At 73.9% G+C, this 17744-nt stretch carries 11 protein-coding genes; 4 read left to right on the forward strand and 7 right to left on the reverse strand.

The features are described from left to right. Positions 1-68 precede the first annotated feature (68 nt). Positions 69-1169: a helix-turn-helix domain-containing protein gene (locus tag LZF96_RS10155; RefSeq protein ID WP_233869091.1), complete on the forward strand. Its 1101-nt coding sequence runs from the start codon at positions 69-71 to the stop codon at positions 1167-1169. Next, positions 1151-1717, forward strand: a complete 567-nt coding sequence (locus LZF96_RS10160) for a hypothetical protein (protein ID WP_233869094.1) — start codon at positions 1151-1153, stop codon at positions 1715-1717. Before LZF96_RS10155 ends, LZF96_RS10160 begins: the two co-directional genes overlap by 19 nt. A 235-nt stretch (positions 1718-1952) precedes the next feature. On the opposite strand, the gene LZF96_RS10165 is transcribed toward LZF96_RS10160, so the two are convergent. Next, the gene (locus tag LZF96_RS10165; RefSeq protein ID WP_233869096.1) at positions 1953-2867 is read right to left on the reverse strand and encodes an AlpA family transcriptional regulator; all 915 of its coding nucleotides are present in this window, start codon (positions 2865-2867) and stop codon (positions 1953-1955) included. A 692-nt stretch (positions 2868-3559) separates the two neighbouring features. Between LZF96_RS10165 and LZF96_RS10170 the strand changes: the two genes are divergently transcribed. Further along, positions 3560-4051: a hypothetical protein gene (locus LZF96_RS10170; RefSeq protein WP_233869099.1), complete on the forward strand. Its 492-nt coding sequence runs from the start codon at positions 3560-3562 to the stop codon at positions 4049-4051. 257 nt (positions 4052-4308) lie between these two features. Here the strand turns inward: LZF96_RS10170 and LZF96_RS10175 are convergent, their stop codons facing one another. The 3 genes from LZF96_RS10175 to LZF96_RS26990 form a co-directional block, all read right to left on the reverse strand. Then, positions 4309-5538 (reverse strand): PP2C family protein-serine/threonine phosphatase, encoded by a 1230-nt coding sequence (locus LZF96_RS10175; RefSeq protein WP_233869102.1) that lies wholly within the window; start codon positions 5536-5538, stop codon positions 4309-4311. A gap of 404 nt (positions 5539-5942) precedes the next feature. After that, positions 5943-6998: a PrsW family glutamic-type intramembrane protease gene (locus LZF96_RS26985; RefSeq protein ID WP_233869105.1), complete on the reverse strand. Its 1056-nt coding sequence runs from the start codon at positions 6996-6998 to the stop codon at positions 5943-5945. Continuing rightward, positions 6995-7861 (reverse strand): hypothetical protein, encoded by an 867-nt coding sequence (locus tag LZF96_RS26990; RefSeq protein WP_233869107.1) that lies wholly within the window; start codon positions 7859-7861, stop codon positions 6995-6997. Before LZF96_RS26990 ends, LZF96_RS26985 begins: the two co-directional genes overlap by 4 nt. Before the next feature lie 782 nt (positions 7862-8643). On the opposite strand from LZF96_RS26990, the gene LZF96_RS10195 reads away from it, so the two are divergent. Next, positions 8644-8925, forward strand: a complete 282-nt coding sequence (locus tag LZF96_RS10195) for a metal-sensitive transcriptional regulator (RefSeq protein WP_233869109.1) — start codon at positions 8644-8646, stop codon at positions 8923-8925. 346 nt (positions 8926-9271) lie between these two features. Here the strand turns inward: LZF96_RS10195 and LZF96_RS26995 are convergent, their stop codons facing one another. From LZF96_RS26995 to LZF96_RS10220, 3 genes are all read right to left on the reverse strand, one after another. After that, entirely contained in the window at positions 9272-10180 is a 909-nt protein-coding gene (locus LZF96_RS26995) for an RICIN domain-containing protein (RefSeq protein ID WP_233869111.1), read from the reverse strand. A gap of 76 nt (positions 10181-10256) precedes the next feature. Beyond that, entirely contained in the window at positions 10257-13259 is a 3003-nt protein-coding gene (locus LZF96_RS26530; protein ID WP_267940689.1) for a right-handed parallel beta-helix repeat-containing protein, read from the reverse strand. Between the two features lie 148 nt (positions 13260-13407). Then, the gene (locus tag LZF96_RS10220; RefSeq protein ID WP_233869115.1) at positions 13408-17721 is read right to left on the reverse strand and encodes a hypothetical protein; all 4314 of its coding nucleotides are present in this window, start codon (positions 17719-17721) and stop codon (positions 13408-13410) included. Positions 17722-17744 lie beyond the last annotated feature (23 nt).

The following is a 17744-nucleotide window of genomic DNA, read 5'->3' on the forward strand; positions in this document are numbered from 1 at the left end:
GAACACTTCGGGTGATCAATCGATTTCCCGGAGTGTTGATCGCTCCAGAATGTGCTAACTTCGCACACATGGAGATCGGGGTGCGCGTCGCCGAGGCCAGGACGGAACACGGTCTCACCCAGGTCCAGCTGGCCGCCGCCATAGGGATGGACCGCACGGCGCTGGCGAAGATCGAGTCGGGCACCCGGCGGGTGACGGCAGTGGAACTCCTCGCGATCGCCCGCGAGCTCAAGCGGCGCATGGAATGGTTCGTCGCCGAGGCCCCACCCGCGCTCACCTCCTACCGGGGAGCCCGGCCGGGAGGGGCCGCACAGGTCATCGACAGGGCGCTCGACGCCCTGGTTCGGGACGCCGAGTTCGTCACCTCCCACTGCCCCGAACTGGTGGCCGGACAGCCGGACCCCCTCCCCCACCCGACCACGATGGCGGAGGCGGAGGAGTTGGCCGCCGGCGGACGCCGACTCCTCGGCCTGGAGCCGGGGAAACCGGCACATGAACTGTCGCGACTGGTCGCCGGTGTGGGGCTGCTGGTGTTCTCCCTCGACCTTGGGGACGGCGCGGACGCCGGAACGGTGCTGTTGCGGCGCGGTGGTGTGGCACTGGTCAATGGGCACTGGCGGGTCGGTCGGCGCCGTCTGGCCGTCGCGCACGAGTTGGGGCACTACCTCGTCGCCGATCAGTTCTCGGTTGATTGGCGGGTCGCGACATCGGACGACGGCGAAGGGCTCGAGGCAGCGCTGGATCGCTTCGCCCGCGCTCTCCTGTTGCCCGCCGACGACCTCCGGGCACGTTGGGCGGAGTGGTCGGACCGTCCCGGGGAAACGGCACGGGACACGGCGGTGCGCGCGGCCGGCCACTACGGGGTGGACATGGCGACCCTGGCCCGTCGACTCCTCGAACTCGACCTGCTCGACAGGGCTCGTGCGGACACCATCCGTCGTGTGCGCACCAAACGGGCCGACATCGTGGAGAAGAACCTCGTAGTCAGGGACGAACTGGCCCCGGTGGCGTTGCCGAGGCCCTACGAGCAGGCGGTGCTGAAGCTCTATCGCGGTGAGGTGATCACCGCCGAACGGGCCCTCGATCTCCTCCTCGGCAGCTTCGACAGGGACTCCCTTCCCGACCTCCCGTCCGCTCCGGAGGCGGAGATGTGGGAAGTCATCTCGTGACCGATGACCGGCTCGCGTATGTGCTGGACACCGGGCCCCTGAGCCATTTCGCGCACGCCCAGTGGCTGGGAGTCCTCAAGAGCGTGTTGAAGGAACACCGCGTGGTGATTCCCGACGTTGTCGAGAAGGAGCTGCGCGAGGGGACGGAGAAGTACCACACCCTGCGTTGTGTCCTCGACGCCGAGTGGATCGAAACCGTTCCGATCGACACGCCCTCGCAATGGGAATCGTTCGTCCACTACGAACGGCGGCTGGTGGGATCGGACGGGCGCAACATCGGTGAGTGCGGGGTGCTCGCCCTCGCCGAGAACCTTCCCGGCGCCGTGGCGGTCGTCGATGACCGGGTGGCGGTGGAGGCCGCCCGGGGGCGCCCCGTCAGGGTGCGCCGTACGCTCGGATTGCTGTGCGACGCGATTCGGGCGGGTCTCCTGACAGTGCCCCTGGTGTCGGCGCTCGCGGACGACCTGATCAGGGGTGATTATCGTCTTCCCTTTACGGCGGGGGGCTTCGCCGATTGGTGTGCCAGGGAGGGGATTCTCGACCTCTGACGGGGGGAGGGGCTCGACACCGAGTCGGGAGGGGAGGTGTGATCATCCTCCCCGCCGGGTTGTTTCCCCGCTGGGCGGCCGGGTGTTCCCGGGAACCGAGGGCGAGCTGGAGTCCGAGGACGAGTGAGCCCCGACGGGTGAGCCGTACCGCCCGGCCCCGGTCCCCAACCCGTCGGGGTGGGAACCGGGGCCGCGCCGTGTCGGGGCGGGGCGGCCGGGCCACCGGCCCGAAATCTCAGGCGGCGACGCCGACCAGCCGTCGGATGGAGGGGTAGGCCTCGCCGCCCCGGGCGCCGGCCGTCGTGAAGACCGACTCCGGTCGGAACCCCATCCGGGCCACCCACTCCCCGACCGTGGCACCGGCCGGCACGGAGTCCACCGGACGGACCGTGGAAGCGGGGGCATGGGGGGAGAGAAGGAGGGTCACGAACTCCTCGGTGCGGGTGACCAGGACGACTTCGTGGTCGAAGCCTCCGATGAACTCCATCACCGCCCGCGCGGGCTCGTCCCGGTCCGCGATGATCACGGTGGGGTGCGCCGGCGGGTGGGGATGGGCGGTCGTCTCGAGGAGGAGCCGGGTGAGTGCGGCGAAGCGTCCGTCCCGAATCTCCTCCAGGAGGGAGTCCCTGCCCGGAGGGTGGTCGATTCCGGGGGTGAAGCGGATGAACAGCAGGCGGAGACTGCGGAGGAAGAAGTCGATGTCCGTCATCTCCTCCCGGGTGGGATGGCCGACCCCGTCCCCCACTCCACGCTCCGTCAGCCAGGCGTTGACCTCGGTCCACAGCCAGAGGGGAGACCTTCCGGCGGTCCCCTCCGGTCCGGGGAAAGGGGTACCGGGCCGGGCGTGCCGGGCACCGGAGATCCATTGGTGGACATTCTGACGTGATCTACCGGTGCGTTCGGCGATCTCGTGTACGCCGACCACGTCCCGGTCGACCCGGAGGAATCGCAGGTTCGGCACCAGCGCGCCGGCTCGTTCGACCAGGCGCAGGGCGACGTTCACCGCCGAGGGACCTTCTCCCGACACGGTCAGCAGATCGATCCCGCTCGCGCGGGACAACATCCCGTCCATTTCCCGGTGCAGGAGCTCCGCGATGACGGAACTCTCCACATCCACGCCGGATACCACAAACGAGAATTCGTATTCCATCGGGACTCCCGGGGGTGATGGTGTGGCGACACCAGGGCGCCCTCCCCGTTGACGAATGTCAACAGGAGGTCCCGGGCGGTGTTTCCCCGTGGTCACTTGCCCGTGCCCCCGGTGGGGCGCCGCAGGGGGGACCCTTCGGGGAGGGGGCACGGGGAGGCCAGGCGGTCGATGCGGCGGGCATGCGAACCGGCGTTCGCCGGGGTACCGGAAATGGGGATGGTGGTGCACCGGCTCCCGCAGGGGCGGTACAGCCTTCCCCAATGACCCTCCGATCGGAGGGTCCATCCACGGGAAACCCATTTCTCGAGGACGGTGCGGATCTCCTTCCCGGTGTGACCTGAAGGGGATATTTCACGGCCTACCACAAGGGGCTCCCCGGAATCGTGAACTTTTCGGTGCGTCGGATATTCGGGCTCACCTTGTGTCGTCACCGGGCTCACGCCAAATCAAGAAAGAAGAAAGTTTATCAAGTGATTTTCCGGTCATCGGATCTCGACTGGAATCGATCGGGAGAATGGGGCGGCTCACTCGTCCCGGGCGATGGCGAAGGCCATTCCCCCTGTCTCCTCCCGGTGATGCCTCCGGGACGCGGAATGACTTCTCCTCGTGATCGTCCTCCCCGCCGGGCCGGCGGGCGGGGCGCGTCGGTACGCTGCGGAGTGGCCCGGTGTCCGGGCCGGGGGAGGGGCGTCGTGGCGATCGGTGCGGGGGGCGCCCGGGGGGCGCGGAAGTGCGCGAGCGGGGTGCGGGAGTGCGCGACCCGCACGGTGTCCGGGGCGGTGGAGGTGCCGACCGCGTGGGCCTACCTCGCGGTGGTGGCGGTTCTCGTGCCGTGGGCGTCGATGGACTCCTACGGCCTGTTCGGCGAGCCGGGGTGGATACCCCGCTTCCTCGTCGTCCTGCTGTGCGCGCCGTGGACGCAACTGGTCGTGGTGCTCGCGGGGCTCACCGGTCTCGACGCGCTCTATTTCGAGACCCTCGACCACAGCTTCTGGGCCGACTCCCCGCCCTGGCTCTTCGAACCCCTCTGGCTGGTCTTCTGCGCGGCGGCGGCTCTGGTCAACGCCCGTCTGTTGGCCGCCGTCCACCGGGGGGCGACGGGCCTCCCGTACCGCGGTCGATGGGTCGCGCCCCTCGTGGCCATCGGCTTCCCGACGGCGATGTGGATTTGCTACTGCCTGTGACCGCCTCCGGCGCGGAACCGGGCGCCGACACCCTCCGGCCCTCGCCCCGGGCAGAGGCGTCGGACCGGAGGGAACACCGGCTCCGGAAAGGGGAAAGCGGTGCGCGGGGAAAGTGGGAGGAGCCCATCGGTTGCCCGGGGACGCGGAGGTCGGCGGCGTGCCGGGGAATCCGGGGAAACCGGGGAAGGCCACCGACGAGGTGAGCGGTTCGCCCCCGGAGGGACGAGCCGGCGCGGGAGATCCGAGGGAAGGGCGGCTCAGGGCGGAGTGAGGCCGGTCAGGGCCGCTGCCGTGGCGGTGGTCCCGGGGTCGGAACCGACCCACTCGCAGAACAGCACGGTGGCGTCGTCCCGCAGTGGACCGTCGTGGTACTCCAGGAGGGCCTGGACGAGCCGGCGCAGCGTCTCCGGGACGGGTAGGCCGTCGGCGTGGTGGCGGATGAGGAAGTCGATGAAGCGCTCCAAGCCGAACTCCGAGCCGTCCCGCCCCCGCGCCTCGGTGATCCCGTCGGTGTACAGGACGACCCGGTCCCCGGGTTCCAGCTGCTCCCGACACGGGGTGATCCGCAGGCCCAGGCCGGTACCCATCGGGTGGGCCGGCCGGCACCGCAACCGGCCGGCCCAGCGGCCCCGACGGATGAGCACCGGTAGGTGGTGGCCGCGATTCACCCAGGTGAAAACACCGGTGCGGGTGTCCAGGTGGGCGAGGATCCCGGTCGCGTACCGCGTGTGGCCGTACTGCTCGATCAGGGCCTCCTCGATCCGCTCGGTGATCTCCACCAGGCCCGCCTCGCGGTGGCGGGCGGAGCGGCAGGCCGACACGGCGAGGTTGGCGGTCAGCCCCGCCGCGGTGTCGTGACCCATCGCGTCGAAGATCGACAGGTGCACCGTCGATCCGGCGGTGGCGTAGTCGTAGGCGTCCCCGCTGACGCGATAGGCGGGCTCCATCGCGGCGGCGATCACCACCCGGCCATCCGCGTAGGCGCGGGGTGGCATCAGTCGCCACTGCATCTCGGTGGCGATGTTCATCGGCTCCAGGCGGGTGAGCCGTGCGTGGAAGTCGCTGTGCCCGCTTTTGCTGACCAGGATCAGGGAGATGAGCGAGGCCAGGGCGGTCATGTCCCGCAGGGTGCGCGCGTCGTCGGTCACGGTGGTGACGCGCAGCACCCCCAGACGCTCCGTACCGTCCAGCAGCGGCACCCACCACCGGTACTCGCCCGCTCGGGCGGAACCGTCGGCGAGGATTCGGCTGTCCCGGTAGGCCCTCCCGGGCAGGGTTCCCTCGATGGCCGGTCCCGCCTCCCCGCCTTCCGCCGGGCGGGCGGTGCCCTCCCCGCCGCCGGTCAGTGGCAACAACCTGCTGCGCCGCAGGTCGGCGACGTGGATCAGCACCTCGGACATACCGGCGGACGCGGCGTGCTCGTTGACCCGGACGGGCAGCAGTTCCAGCGGCATCAGGTGACTGGCGGCCAGCAGGTTCTCCAGCATTTCTCGGCCATCACGGTTCCGGTGGTCCACGGCAGGGGCTCTCCGCATCCATACGGTCGACATGCCGCCCCGGGTCGGCGCGGTCCTCACCACTTTCCCCTCTCCTCTCCCTTTTGCCCCGGACACAGTCCTCCGTGTCCCCGGGGCTTTCCCACCCCGGTTCGAGCCGGCCGACGCGAACCGCGTGCCTCCTCGGCGTACGGCGTTTCGGGCACCGGGTGGTGGACGGATTCGGCACCCTCCCCGGGGACCACGTATCGCGGTTCGGGCCGGCGGGGAACCTTGCGCTCCGCCCGGCGGGTGGCGAGCGGTGGGTGGGGGCCCGGGACGGGGGCCGCGGGAATCGGGTTCCTCCCGCCGCGCCGTGGAGGCCGACCCCGGGTGGGACCGCCGTGCGGGTGGGGTCAGCGGGCGCGGGGGCCGTGGGCGCAGCCGGTCAGGCGCAGGAGGTCGGTGCGCTGTTCGGCGGCGACCCGCTTGCGTTGGAGGCCGGGCTCGATCGGTCGCAGCGCGCGCCGGCGGGAGCGCCGGGTCAGCAGGTCCTCCGACAGCCCCGTGCGACGCGCGCAGGCCCGAAGCCGGGCCCGGTAGCGGTGGCGCAGGACCAGGTAGAAGAGGAGCGCTGTGACGAACACCGCGCCGGCGTGCAGGAGGTTCGCGGCCAGGGGGGACAGCCCGGCCGGGACGGGGGCGTCGAAAAAGGTGTGCAGCGCCATGGCCACGAGCAGGCAGAGCGCGGCGCCGAGCAGGCGGCGGAGGAGCGGGGTGCCCGTGCGGGCGGCCAGCAGGCCGACCCCGGTGCCGGCGACGGCGGTCATCGCCCAGTGCGAGCCGAGCCCCGTGACGCCGACCCGCACCGCCACGGTCTCCACGATGGGCGCCGGTTGCGCGGTGCCCCCGGTGGTGATCACGGAGTTCACGGCGTGGATCCAGTTCTCGGTCATCTGGAAGCCGAGGCCGACCAGACCGCCGATGACGAAGCCGTCGATCGGTCCGCGCACGTGGCGGGGTGCGGCCAGGGCGACCAGCGCCACCCCGGCGACCTTGAGCAGCTCCTCGTTGAGCGGCGCGGTGAGGGCCGCGCCCCACCGGTCGGTGTCGGCGGGGCCGATGGCCCATGCCCAGATCCCGAGCAGACCGGTGTTGGCGAGCACGGCGCAACCGGCGGCGGCCGTGGCGCCCCACGCCACCGCCGCCAGGCACGGCGTGAGGGCGGGGGCGACGACGGGGGTGATCCGGCGCAGCACGGCGAAGCCGAGGAGCAGGACGGGCACCAGGAGCAGCGCGGCGAGTTCGGCGGCGCGCGGGAGGACCCGGATCACCGGCAGGAAGGTGTGTACGAGGATCGCGAGGCCGGCGAGGCAGCCGAGGAGCAGACCGAGACGGGCGAGCCGGCTGCCGGCCGGCCGCTGGGGCGGTGCGACGGGGTGATCCCGCGGCGGGACCCGGCGGGAGGTCACACGGCCTCCGTGGTGCCCGGGATCACCGGCCGGTCGACGGGGCGGGGGCCTGCGATCCGGACGGGACCCCCGGCTCCCGGCGCGGTCCCGGTCGTGGCCCGTAGCGGCACGGATGGCGGGGGCGGCGGGGTCGGGTGCGGGGCGGCCGGGTGCGGGCCCGGTGGTGCTCCGTTGCTCGCCGTCGCCGACACCCCCGACACTCCCGACGACGGTGCCGGAGAGGTGGGGAGCGCACCGGCCGGGACGCCCACGGGCGGGGCGCGGGGCGCGGCGACCGGGGCCGGGACGAGCGGGGTCGGCGCGGCGGCTTCCGTCCGGAGCGCCGGAAAACCGGTGCTCAGGGCGGTGCGTTCGACCTCGGGTGGGAGTTCGACGGGCGCGTCCCCGTCCCCGGTCCCGCAGTCGGTGGCGGTGATCTGCACGGCGTTGACGGCGTCCGGGGCGGGGACCACCCAGGCGGTGCCCGTGCAGCCCTCCCGTTCCAGTGGGCCGGTCAGGGCGGGCAACCCACCGAGGGTCTCGGTGTCGGACGGCTCGCCCAACCGCGTGTCGGGGTCGGCGATCCGCGCGACCCGGGCCAGGCCGTTCCACAGCGCGGCCGGGAGCGCCGCCGGGTCGCCGGCGGCGTCCCCGGCCGGTACCACCAGCCGGGCCTCGAGGCGGACGGTGCCGAGGGCCAGGGTCCGCCCGGCGCCCGGCACCCCGTCGGGGGCACGCAGTTCCCAGCCGGTGCCGTGCACGGTCAGGCGGGCGTCGGCACCGCTCGGCGCCTCCAGGCGGACGCCGCTCCCCTCCTCGACCGGTGTGGTGGTGTCCAAAGCGGCGGAGAGCAGCGGCCAACCGGCGGTGAGGGCGGCCACCACGGTGAGGACGAGGAGGACGGGGCCGGCCCCCGCACGGCGCCGGCGGTGTCGTGGCCCGGCGGAGGCGGCGGAGGCGGCGGAGGCGCGTGTGGGCCGGGAGGGGCCGGCGCGCCCCGGCCCGGCCGGTGGTCGCCGGTCGCCCGCGGGCCGGGACCGCGACGGCCGGGGTGCCGGGCCGGTCTCCGACCGGCGTCCGGGACGAGGGGCGGGGCGCGGCCCGGAACCGGGCCCGGAGGCCGATTCCGGCCGGGGGCCGGCCCCGATGTCGGGAGGTGGGTCGGGGGACGGGTCGGACGGGGAAGCGGGGCGCTCGGGCGGCTCGGGGGAGTCGGGCGGCTCGGCGGTCATGGGGTCAGCTTCCGCCGCGCCGGTCGGCCGTGCCCGGTGGGAACCGCCGACCGGGTGGGGTCGACGGACGGGGCCCGGCGCACCGGCGCACCGGCTCCCCGGCGGGTTTCGAGGGGTCGCGGAGAGGCGTGGCGGGAGGCGCGGCGGAGTGAAAGGGGGCCGGAATCACACGAAGTCGACCGTTGTTGCGGGTATGGGGATTTTCGGTCGCCATGGACCGCTTCGGACGACCCCGGCGGGTGGGCGGTCCGGGGCCGGTGCGCGGGGCGGCGCCGGGCCCGTGGGCGGGGCCCGGGCGGTCGACGGGCCGGGTATTACTCGGATGCCGCGTGGATGGAGTCGGGGGCGAGGCCCGAGGAGGCCGTTCTGTGGTACGGAGATGCCCGGACCCCGGGGATCGGCATACCCTCAGGGGTATATGAGAGGAGTGCGGCATGGAACTGGTCATGGCTGCCGACGAGCTGAAGACCGTGGTGAACCGGCTGCGTCGGGCCCAGGGACAGATCGCCGGCATCATCCGGATGATCGAGGAGGGGCGCGACTGCGAGGAGGTCGTCACCCAACTCGCCGCCGCCTCCCGGGCCCTGGACCGGGCGGGGTTCGCCATCATCGCCACCGGCCTCCAGCAGTGCCTGGCCGAGCCGGAGTCCCCCGGGGTGCCCGATCGCGAGGAGATGCGCGCCCGGCTGGAGAAGTTGTTCCTCTCGCTGGCCTGAGCGGGCCTGAGCCGGCCCGAGCGGGCCGGCGGGAGCCGGTCGGCCCCGCGCGGGGTGCCCGTGCCGGCGCGCGTCCGTCGCCGGACGACGATGGGCCGCGCGCCGGGAGGCGCGCGGCCCGTCGAGGTGGCCCGTCGAGGTGGCCCGTCGAGGTGGCCCGTCGAGGTGGCCCGTCGAAAGGCGCGGGCGAGGGGCGCGGATCAGAGATACCGGCCGGTGGCGGCGGAGACCGTGACCCGGGGGTCCTGGTCCGGGTGTCGTGGCCGGGGCCCGGCCGGGGCCGACCCGGGACTCCGACCCGGCGGATCGACGGATCAGTGGCCCGGCCGGTCGGCGGGTCGGCCGGTCAGGGCACCGTCCACTTCTGCGCCGGGTTGCCCGAGCAGGAGACGATCTGGATCGGCGTGCCGTTGGCGGTCTCGGCGTTCGCCACGTCCAGGCACCTGTCGGCGGCGAAGTTCACGATGTCCGCGTACGGGGAGACCCGCCACTGCTGGATGTTTCCGCCGGCGCAGTTCTGCAGCGCCACCCGGGTGCCGGGCCCGGTGGAGTTGCCGACGGTTCCCAGGCACAGACCGGCCGTGCGCAGGGTGCCGTCCCGGTGGAAGGTCCACTGCTGCGAGACCCCGCCGTGGCAGGCGTTGAGCATGACCTCGCTGCCGTTGTGACCCGTCCGCGGCTCCAGACACTTGGCGGCCAGGCCCATGATCCGCCCCGTCGGACGGGAGAAGTCCTCGGGCGGCGGCGCGGAGTCGACGTTCGCCGCCGGTGGGTCCTGCTTCGGACGCTCCGGCGCGGGGTCCTGCTTCGGCTGCTCGGGCTCCGGGTCGGGCGCCGGCTCGGGGTCGGGGGCGGGAGGGGGAGCCTGGACGGGTGGCGCGATCTGCACCGGGGCGCTCGCCGGCGGCTCCTCCTCTTCTTCCTCTTCCTCGGGCTCCTCGTCCTCTTCCTCCTCGGGCTCCGGCTCGGGGGCCGGGGTACCCGGCTCGGGAGAGGGGTCGACGGTCTCCACCTGCGAGGCGGCGAGTTCCTCGTCACCGGGGCCGGCTGGGGAGAAGATCACCGAGCCGAGCACGGGACCGCCCAGCGCGATCAGGGCGGTGACGGCCGTGACCGAGCCGAGCGTCGTCCACACCCGACGGCCGGGCGTCAGGCCCCGGCGCGACCGGCCGGGGTCGCGGCCGAAGACCTCGGCGAAACCGGCGGGAGTGGCGGGTTCGGTGGAACCGTTCGGTGGTGTGGGCTTGGCCGACACGGTGGGTCCTCCGGGAGGCGGGTGCGGGAACGGATGGGACGGGACAGAGGGGGTGCGGGGGAGGTGCGGGGCCGGATCACTCGATCAGGGGGACCTCGGGGATGTCCGCCACGTCCAGCACCGTGAGGGTATCGGCGCCGGGCGCGGACAGTTCCGACATGCGGATCGCCTGCCGCTCGGTCATCGCCTGGAACACCTGGCGGGCGGTGCGGCCGTTGCCGAACTGCTCGTTGCGCGGGATGGTGTCCATGTACCCGCGCAGCGCCTCGCGGGCCGCCGGGCTCAGGTCGTAGCGGTGCCGACCGGCGTGGTGCTCGACGATGTCCACGAGCTGGTCGGCGGTGTAGTCGGTGAACAGCAGGGTGCGGGTGAAGCGGGAGGACAGGCCCGGGTTGGAGTTGATGAACCGGGCCATGTCGCCGGGGTAGCCGGCGGCGATGACGACGACCTCGTCGCGGTGGTCCTCCATGAGCTTCACCAGTGTGGCGACCGCCTCGCCGCCGAAGTCGTTGCTCATCCCGGCCGGTACCAGGGCGTACGCCTCGTCGATGAACAGCACCCCGCCCCGGGCGCGCAGGAACGCCTCGGTGGTCTTCGGCCCGGTGTGGCCGACGTACTCGCCGACCAGGGCGCTGCGGTCCACCTCCACCAGGTGCCCGCGCTCCAGCAGGCCCAGCGCCTTCAGCAGCCGCCCGTAGAGGCGGGCCACCGTCGTCTTGCCGGTGCCGGGGTTGCCGGCGAAGACCAGGTGCCGGCTGAGCGGCGGGGCGGGCAGCCCGGCGTCCTGCCGCATGCGCACGGTCCGCATGAGCTTGGCCATGCCGCCCACGTCGCGCTTGACGCCGTCGAGACCGACCAACTCGTCGAGTTCGGCCAACAGTTCCTCCAGCGTCTCGGGCTCGGGCTCTGGTTCGCCGGCCCCGTCGGCGGAGCCCTCGGCCCCGTCGGCCCCGTCGGCCCCGCCGGAGCCCTCGGTCCCGGGGCCCCCGAGGGGTCCCGTCCCGCCGCCCGGGCCGGTGCCGCCCGGGCCGTCCGGGCGTCCCCCGCCGGCACCCGGGCCGCCCGGTCCGAACGGGCCGGTGCCGCCCGGCCCGGTCGGCGGGGCGCCCTGGCCCGGCGACGGCAGCACGGCCGTGACCACCCGCAGCGAGACGCACTCCTCGAACTCCGGTACCGCCCCCTCCGCCACCACCACGTCGCGGGCGCAGTCCATCACCCGGCAGCCGACGAACCGGGGGTCGGCCGCCGCCGCGACGTGCAGGGCGGGGAAGGCGCTGCCGGACACCTCGCAGCCCTCCCACCGGCCGCCGGCGGCCCGTCCCACCAGCACGCCGTTCTTGCCCGCCCCGGAGATCCGCAGGTCACGGGCGGTGACCCGGGCGCGTTCGCCCACCACGACGCCGCTGCCGGCGGGGTGGTCCACCGAGCCGCCCTCCACCCGCAACCGGGCGTCGGCACCCACCACCACGCCGGCGCTGCCCGCGCCGACCACCCGGACGCCGGAGAGCAACGCCCGGCCACCGGGGGCCAGTTCCACGCCGGCACGGGCCGGTCCGCTGATGGTGCAGTCGTACAGGGCGTGCGGCGCGCCGGGGGCGTCGGGCCGGCCGCCGGTGCCGGAGGGGACGGCGGCGCCGGTGCCGGAGGGCGGGTCGATGACCGTCGGAACGCCCGGCGCGGCGCCCGAAGCGGTTCCTCCCGCGCCGCTCCCCGCCCCACCGGCGCTCTCCGCCGCACCGCCCGTCACCCCGTCGGGGAGCCCGACGCCCGCGTCGGAGCCCGCGTCCCCGCCGGCCGGCAGCCGGACGCCGGTCTCCCCGCCGGTGATCCGGGTTCCCCGCACCACCAGACGGGCGCCGGACCCCGAGACCTCCACCCCGCACATCGCCGGATCGCCCAGCGTGCAGTCCACCGCCTCCAGTCGGGCCTCGTCGGACACCGCCAGGGCGTGTTCGGCGCTGTCGGTCACCCGGCAGCCGGTCAGCTCCACCCGGGCGCGGTCGCCGGCGTGCACGGCGCTGAAGCCGGTGGCGGCGAGGACGGTGTCCCGCGCGGTGACCACGGAGTCGTCCAGGGCGACCAGGCCGTTGCCGCCGGGTGAGACCACCCGACCGCCGACCAGGTCCAGCCGGGCCTCCCCGGAGGCGGCCAGCGCGCTGCCGCCGGTGCCGTCGATCCGGCACTCGATCACCCCGGCCCGGCCGGCGTGCTCCACCCGCACCCCGGAACCGCCGGCGCCGTCGACGCGGCACTCCACCACCTCGCCCCGGGCCCGGTCCTGCACCAGCACCCCGTTGCGGCCGGGGGCGTCCAGCACGGAGTCCCGGATCAGCAGCACCGAGTCGTCGCGGGCGCGCAGCGCCGAGCCGGTGGTCTCCCGGATCCGCAGTCGGGCGGCCAGCAGGCGGGCGGTGCCGGAGAGCACCACCCCGATGCCGGCCACGGTCCCGATGTCGGTGTCCTCCAGGCCCGCCCGGGCGTCGCCGGCGAGGTGCACCGCCGCGTGGTGGGCGTCCCGCGTCCGGCAGCGGCGCATCACCAGCACACCGCCGGTGGTGGGGTCGAGCAGTTCGCGTTCCAGGTCGGCCATCGCCGCGCCGGGTCCGTCGGCGCCGGCGGTCACCGTCCCGCCGGCGATCGCGTCATCGGTGATCGGGCCGCCGGGGGCCGGACCGTCCTTCGGGGAGCCCAGCACCTCCACCCGGCCGCCGCCGATCACGCACTCCGACAGCGACAGGCCGGCCGCGTCCGCGACCCGCACCAGCGCCGCCGCCGGGTCGGTGCCGCGCAGTTCCAGGCCGTGCGCCGCGCAGGCCGGGGCCAGCACCTCCAGCGCCGGGCCCTGCGGCGGGGCCAGCACCACCGAGCCGACGCCGTGTTCGGGCTCCAGCGTCACCCGCCGCTCCAGCCGCAGCGCCTCGGGGTAGACGCCGGGGGCGATGGAGATCACCGCGCCCGGCGGGGCGGCGGCCAGCGCGCGGGCGACGGTGCGGTGCGCGCCCCGACCCCGGGGGGCGACCCGCAGCCGCTCCCCGCCCTCGCGCGCGATCGCGCCCCGCGTCGTCACGGTGTCGCTCATCGCGCCGCCCCTCGTTCTCTCGGTCCCCACGGTTCCCACGGTCCCCACAGCCCTCGTGACCCCCGCGGTCCCCCCGCGTGTCCGGTGCCGGGGCGGGCCCCGGTGGCCCGGCGATCCGGCCGCCCCGGGGGACGACCGGTTCCGGCCATCATCCGGCACCGCCGGTGTCCGGGGCGGGCGGGGTGCGCCAGTCCGGCGGGTTCAGGTCCCGCAGCGCGCCGGTGAGGAAGAGCCCCGCGAAGGACTTCTCGGCGATCTTCCCGAGCCCGCCGACGACGAAGATGTCGAAGAATCCCTGACGGTGGAACAGCCGCCCACCCAGGGTCTGCTGGAGGATCGTCTTGCCCAGACCCACGGACAGGCCGCCGGCCATGCCGGAGGCCATGCCGAGGCCGCCCTCGCGCAGCGCGTCCATACCCCTGAGGTACACGAGGTCGCCGTTGGCGTCCCGGACGCCGAAGATCGCCGACATCGCCGCGCCGTTGACGAAGCCGGCCAGCGAGGAGGTGGCGAAGTTGACGCCGAAGTCGTAGGACCCGGCCCGCCACCGCGTCACCTTCTCGTTGCCCGCGAACTCGGCGGCCCAGCTGTCGTCGTTCGGCCGGCGGTGGAAGGGCTGCCCCTGGTCGGCGCTGCTGAGCCCCACCTTGCCCGGCCCGCCGCGCAGGTGGGAGTGGTGGCCGGCGGTGATGAGGGACTTGGTGCCGCTGGTGACGGTCGCGCCGAACATCGCCTTGAGCACGTCCATGCCGGTGAACTCGTGTCCGTTGACGCCGGCGATGATCCCGTAGACGGCCATACTCATCGTGAAGTCCAGCAGCCAGTCCTGGAGGAAGTCGATACCGATCGACTGCGCGCTCTTGAGGCCGAAGTCGCGGTAGCCGGGTACGCCCTCGGAGGTGCCGCGCCACTCCCAGCGGTTGACCTCGCGCAGCATCCGGTCCCAGCCGCGGAACTCGTTGAGGTTGCCGAGGAAGTTGCCGTCCCGGCCGGCGAGGACCAGGGGGCCGGGCCCGCCATCGGCGGTGGAGCGCACGTATCCGGCGATGTCCCGGCCGCCGACCACGGTCGTGGGGTCGGTCGCGTCGAAGCGCAGCGCGTGCTTCTGCCACTCCTCGGAGACCAGGAAGGTGCCGTCCGGGGCCTTCTCCCGCATCCGCACCACGATGCCGTTGTCGAACTCCCGCCACTCGCCCCGGGTGGGGTGGAGCCAGAGCGCGTCGTCGAGCTTGTCGGGGGTCGCCACGTACTCGCGCACCCGCAGCGGGGCGTCGCCGAAGGAGTCGGCGGCGGTGATCCGGGGTTGGAACGGCATCTCCTGGATGACGTGCGGCGTTCCGACACCCCGGTGCGCGGTGTCCACCCAACGGGCGCCCGGCTGCCAGTCGGGCAGCAGGTTGCCGTTCGCGTCGTACCAGGTGCGGATCTGGGTGCCGGGGGCATCGGTGTCGAAACGCAGGTCGTTGCCGTGCCGGTCGACCTTGCGCCACTGCCACTCGGCGGTGCCGTCGGCCTTCGTCATCCGCCAGGAGTCCAGGGTGACGCCGTCGGCGAGCAGGCGGTGTTCGCGCACCAGGTGGTGGTCGTTGGTCCCCACCCGGCCGAAGTCCTGGAAGCTCTCCCGGTCCCAGGCCCAGCGGTCCATGCTCCGGTCGAAGTTGACCTTCCGGACGCCGGTGAGCTCCGTCCCGTTGATGTCGGCGGACCAGCCGAACGTCATTTTGCTGCCGATGAGCGTCGGATGGTCGAAGCCGCCGGTACCGCGCACGGAGATGGTGCCCGCGCCGGCGGCCATCGGGTTCGGGAAGGTGTCCGCGCGGGCCACCGGGATGCCCTGCGGGTCGTACACGGTGTGGTCGGGGTTGCGGCCGCCGCCCGGGGCGATGTCCATCCGGTGGGCCGCCGAGTCGGTGAGCGGCGTGGCCCGGACCTCGGGTGTGGCGCGGAAATCGATCACCCGGCCGTCGGTCAGGCCGATCCGGGCGGTCCGCCAGTCGGGATCGGTGCCGGCCGCCGGGCGGTGCGGGGTGGGGGTGTACCAGTCGGTGATCCCCGCCGCACCCGGGTACCGGTCCACCCAACGGACGGTGCCGGTGACGCCGTTGGGCAGGGTGACGGCGCCGATGTCCCCGGCGTTGAAGCTGCGGTGCCCCTGGAGACCGTCGGCGCCGTCCTTCCAGGGCAGGTAGCCGTCGCGGCGCACCGCCCCCGTGGGGAGCGCCACGTCCCCCACGGTCAGGGTGCTGCCGTGGAAGAGCTTGCGGGTGTGGCCGGTGACGGCCCCGGTGGCGGAGATGTCGAGGGTGGAGGTGTCGGTGGCGACGAACCGGGCGCCGCGCCCGGTGACGGCGCCGTCCGGCGCGGCCCTGAGGGTCAGCGCGAACGCCTGGTGCAGCCCGTCCGCCCGGGTCAGCGTGTTCCAGATCCCGCCACCGCCCAGCCAGGGGGCGTTGGTCGCCAGGGCGTTGCCGTTGATCGGCAGCATGGTGTTGCGCAGCCACGCCGGCGGGCGCTGCTCCATCAGGCGCCGGCCCTCGAGGAAGGTCCCGTCCTTCAGGGTCTTGCCGAAGGCGTTCTCCTTGCCGTGCGCGGAGATCGTCGTCCAGTCCGGCTTGATGGTCCCGTCCTCGGTGATGACGCGCTGGAGGTAGGAGCGGTTGTCGGCGGCGGTGAGCGGGTTGAAGCGGCCGAACCTCTCGTGGACCAGGATCTGCTTGCCGCCGGCCGGGTCGAAGGCGTGGTCCCGCCAGCCGCGCCCGTGGGTGAACTCGCGGGTGCCGGAGGCGATCGGCTTGAAGTCGGCGTCGAAGCGCACCCAGGTCGCTTTGTGCCCGCCCTGGAAAAAGGCGTGGGTGTTCATGTCGGCGAGGACATGACCGCCGTCCGGGTTCTCCCGGAAGTGCCGCACCCGCAGGTCGAAGCCGTTCTGCGTCCGCACGTCGAACCAGCTGCGGGTGCTCTCCCCGAAGTGCCGCGTTCCGTGGCCCACCACGGTGCCGTTGCCGTTGATCTCCGACCAGACGCCGCGCTGGTTGAACACGCCGAACCGCGTGGAGGTGCTCGCCCGGTGGAAGTCCAGGGAGTTGCCACCCGGCAGGACGCGGCGTTCGAACACCTCGACCTTGCCGGCGTCCAGCAGCCGGACACGGCCGTTCTCCAGACCCTTGGTGTCCACGGTGCCGCCGTCGAACCAGCCGCGCGCGCCGGGGCCGGCGGGGTGCCCCGGGGTGACCCGGACCCAGGTCGGCTTCCCGCCGCCGGCCGGGGGGATGGTGATCTCGAAGCGCTCGCCGGCACGGGTGGCGTTGCCGTGGACGATGTTGATCCGCTCGAAGGTGAGCTCGCCGGTCGCGTCGTAACGGCGGAACTCATCGAGATGGGCTCCGCCCCGGGGGTCGTTCAGCCGGAAGTCCGTGCCCTCCCGGGTGAGGGGGCCGACGACGTTGAGGTCGCCGTCCAGGGCGCGCAGCGCGGTGGTGTCCAGGAAGAGGGAGTCGGCCCCGTCCGAGGCGCGGATCACGGTGAAGGAGGTGGCCGTGTTGACGTCTGTCACCGTGAGGGCCGAACCGGCCGGCGGCGGGGTCGCGGCCCCGGTGGAGGGGCCCGCGACGGGAGGCGCGGGCACCGCCCGCACGGTGTGCGTGAGCTGCCCCTGCGCGTTGAACAGGTCGAACTCGTGGTCGCCGTTGCCCACCCGCACGTTGCCGCCCGGGGTGCGGGTGACCCGCAGGTCCGCGATGCGGGCGAGATTGTCGTCCAGCAGGACGAGTGGGCCGTTCCCCTCGAAGGTCCGCACCAGGCCGGAGCCGCCCGCGGTCAGCGGCGCCCGGTCGAGCCTCAGGCCGCCGTGCACGAAGGAGCCGTCGGGGGCGTGCCGGGTGAAGGTGCCCGCGGCCGTGGTGGTCAGGACGTGGTCGTTGTCGAGGGTCCGCAGGGCGAGGCCGGCCGGCTGGGAGCCGTCCCCCGTCCGCACGGTCACCGCGCCGGGAGCGGCGCCGGCCGGGCCCGGAGTCGGGGTGAACAGGAAGGTGTTGGCGATCGGTTGACCGTCGGCGCCGCGCGGGGCGACCACCGTGTGGGTGTGCGTGCCGTTCGGGGCCACGATCAGGTCGTGGTCGCCGTGGCGCACGCGCAGCGCGTCGCCGGTGCCCGCCCCCGTGCCCGGGACCCGCAGGTCCACCGCGCCGGTCTGCGGGGTGACGGCGGCGCCGTCCACGGGGCTGAAGACGGTGACGCCGGGGTTGGTGGCCCGGGGGCCGGCGTGCAACAGACCGACGGTGTTGGTCGGGGTGGTGGTGACGTAGTGGTTCGCCAGGGGGTGGGCGGGGCCGCCGGCCGGGTTGCGCAGGTTGAGCGCGCGGTACTCCAGGGCGCCGGTGTCGGTGTGGCGGGTGAAGTCGCCGGTGGTGGTGTCGGTGACGTGCCAGTGGCCGTCCACCCGGGTGACGGTGGTGTTCGGCACCGGGGCGCCGAGGTCGCTCCGGG

The organism is Streptomyces sp. ST2-7A, assembly GCF_021390475.1.
Classification (GTDB): domain Bacteria; phylum Actinomycetota; class Actinomycetes; order Streptomycetales; family Streptomycetaceae; genus Streptomyces.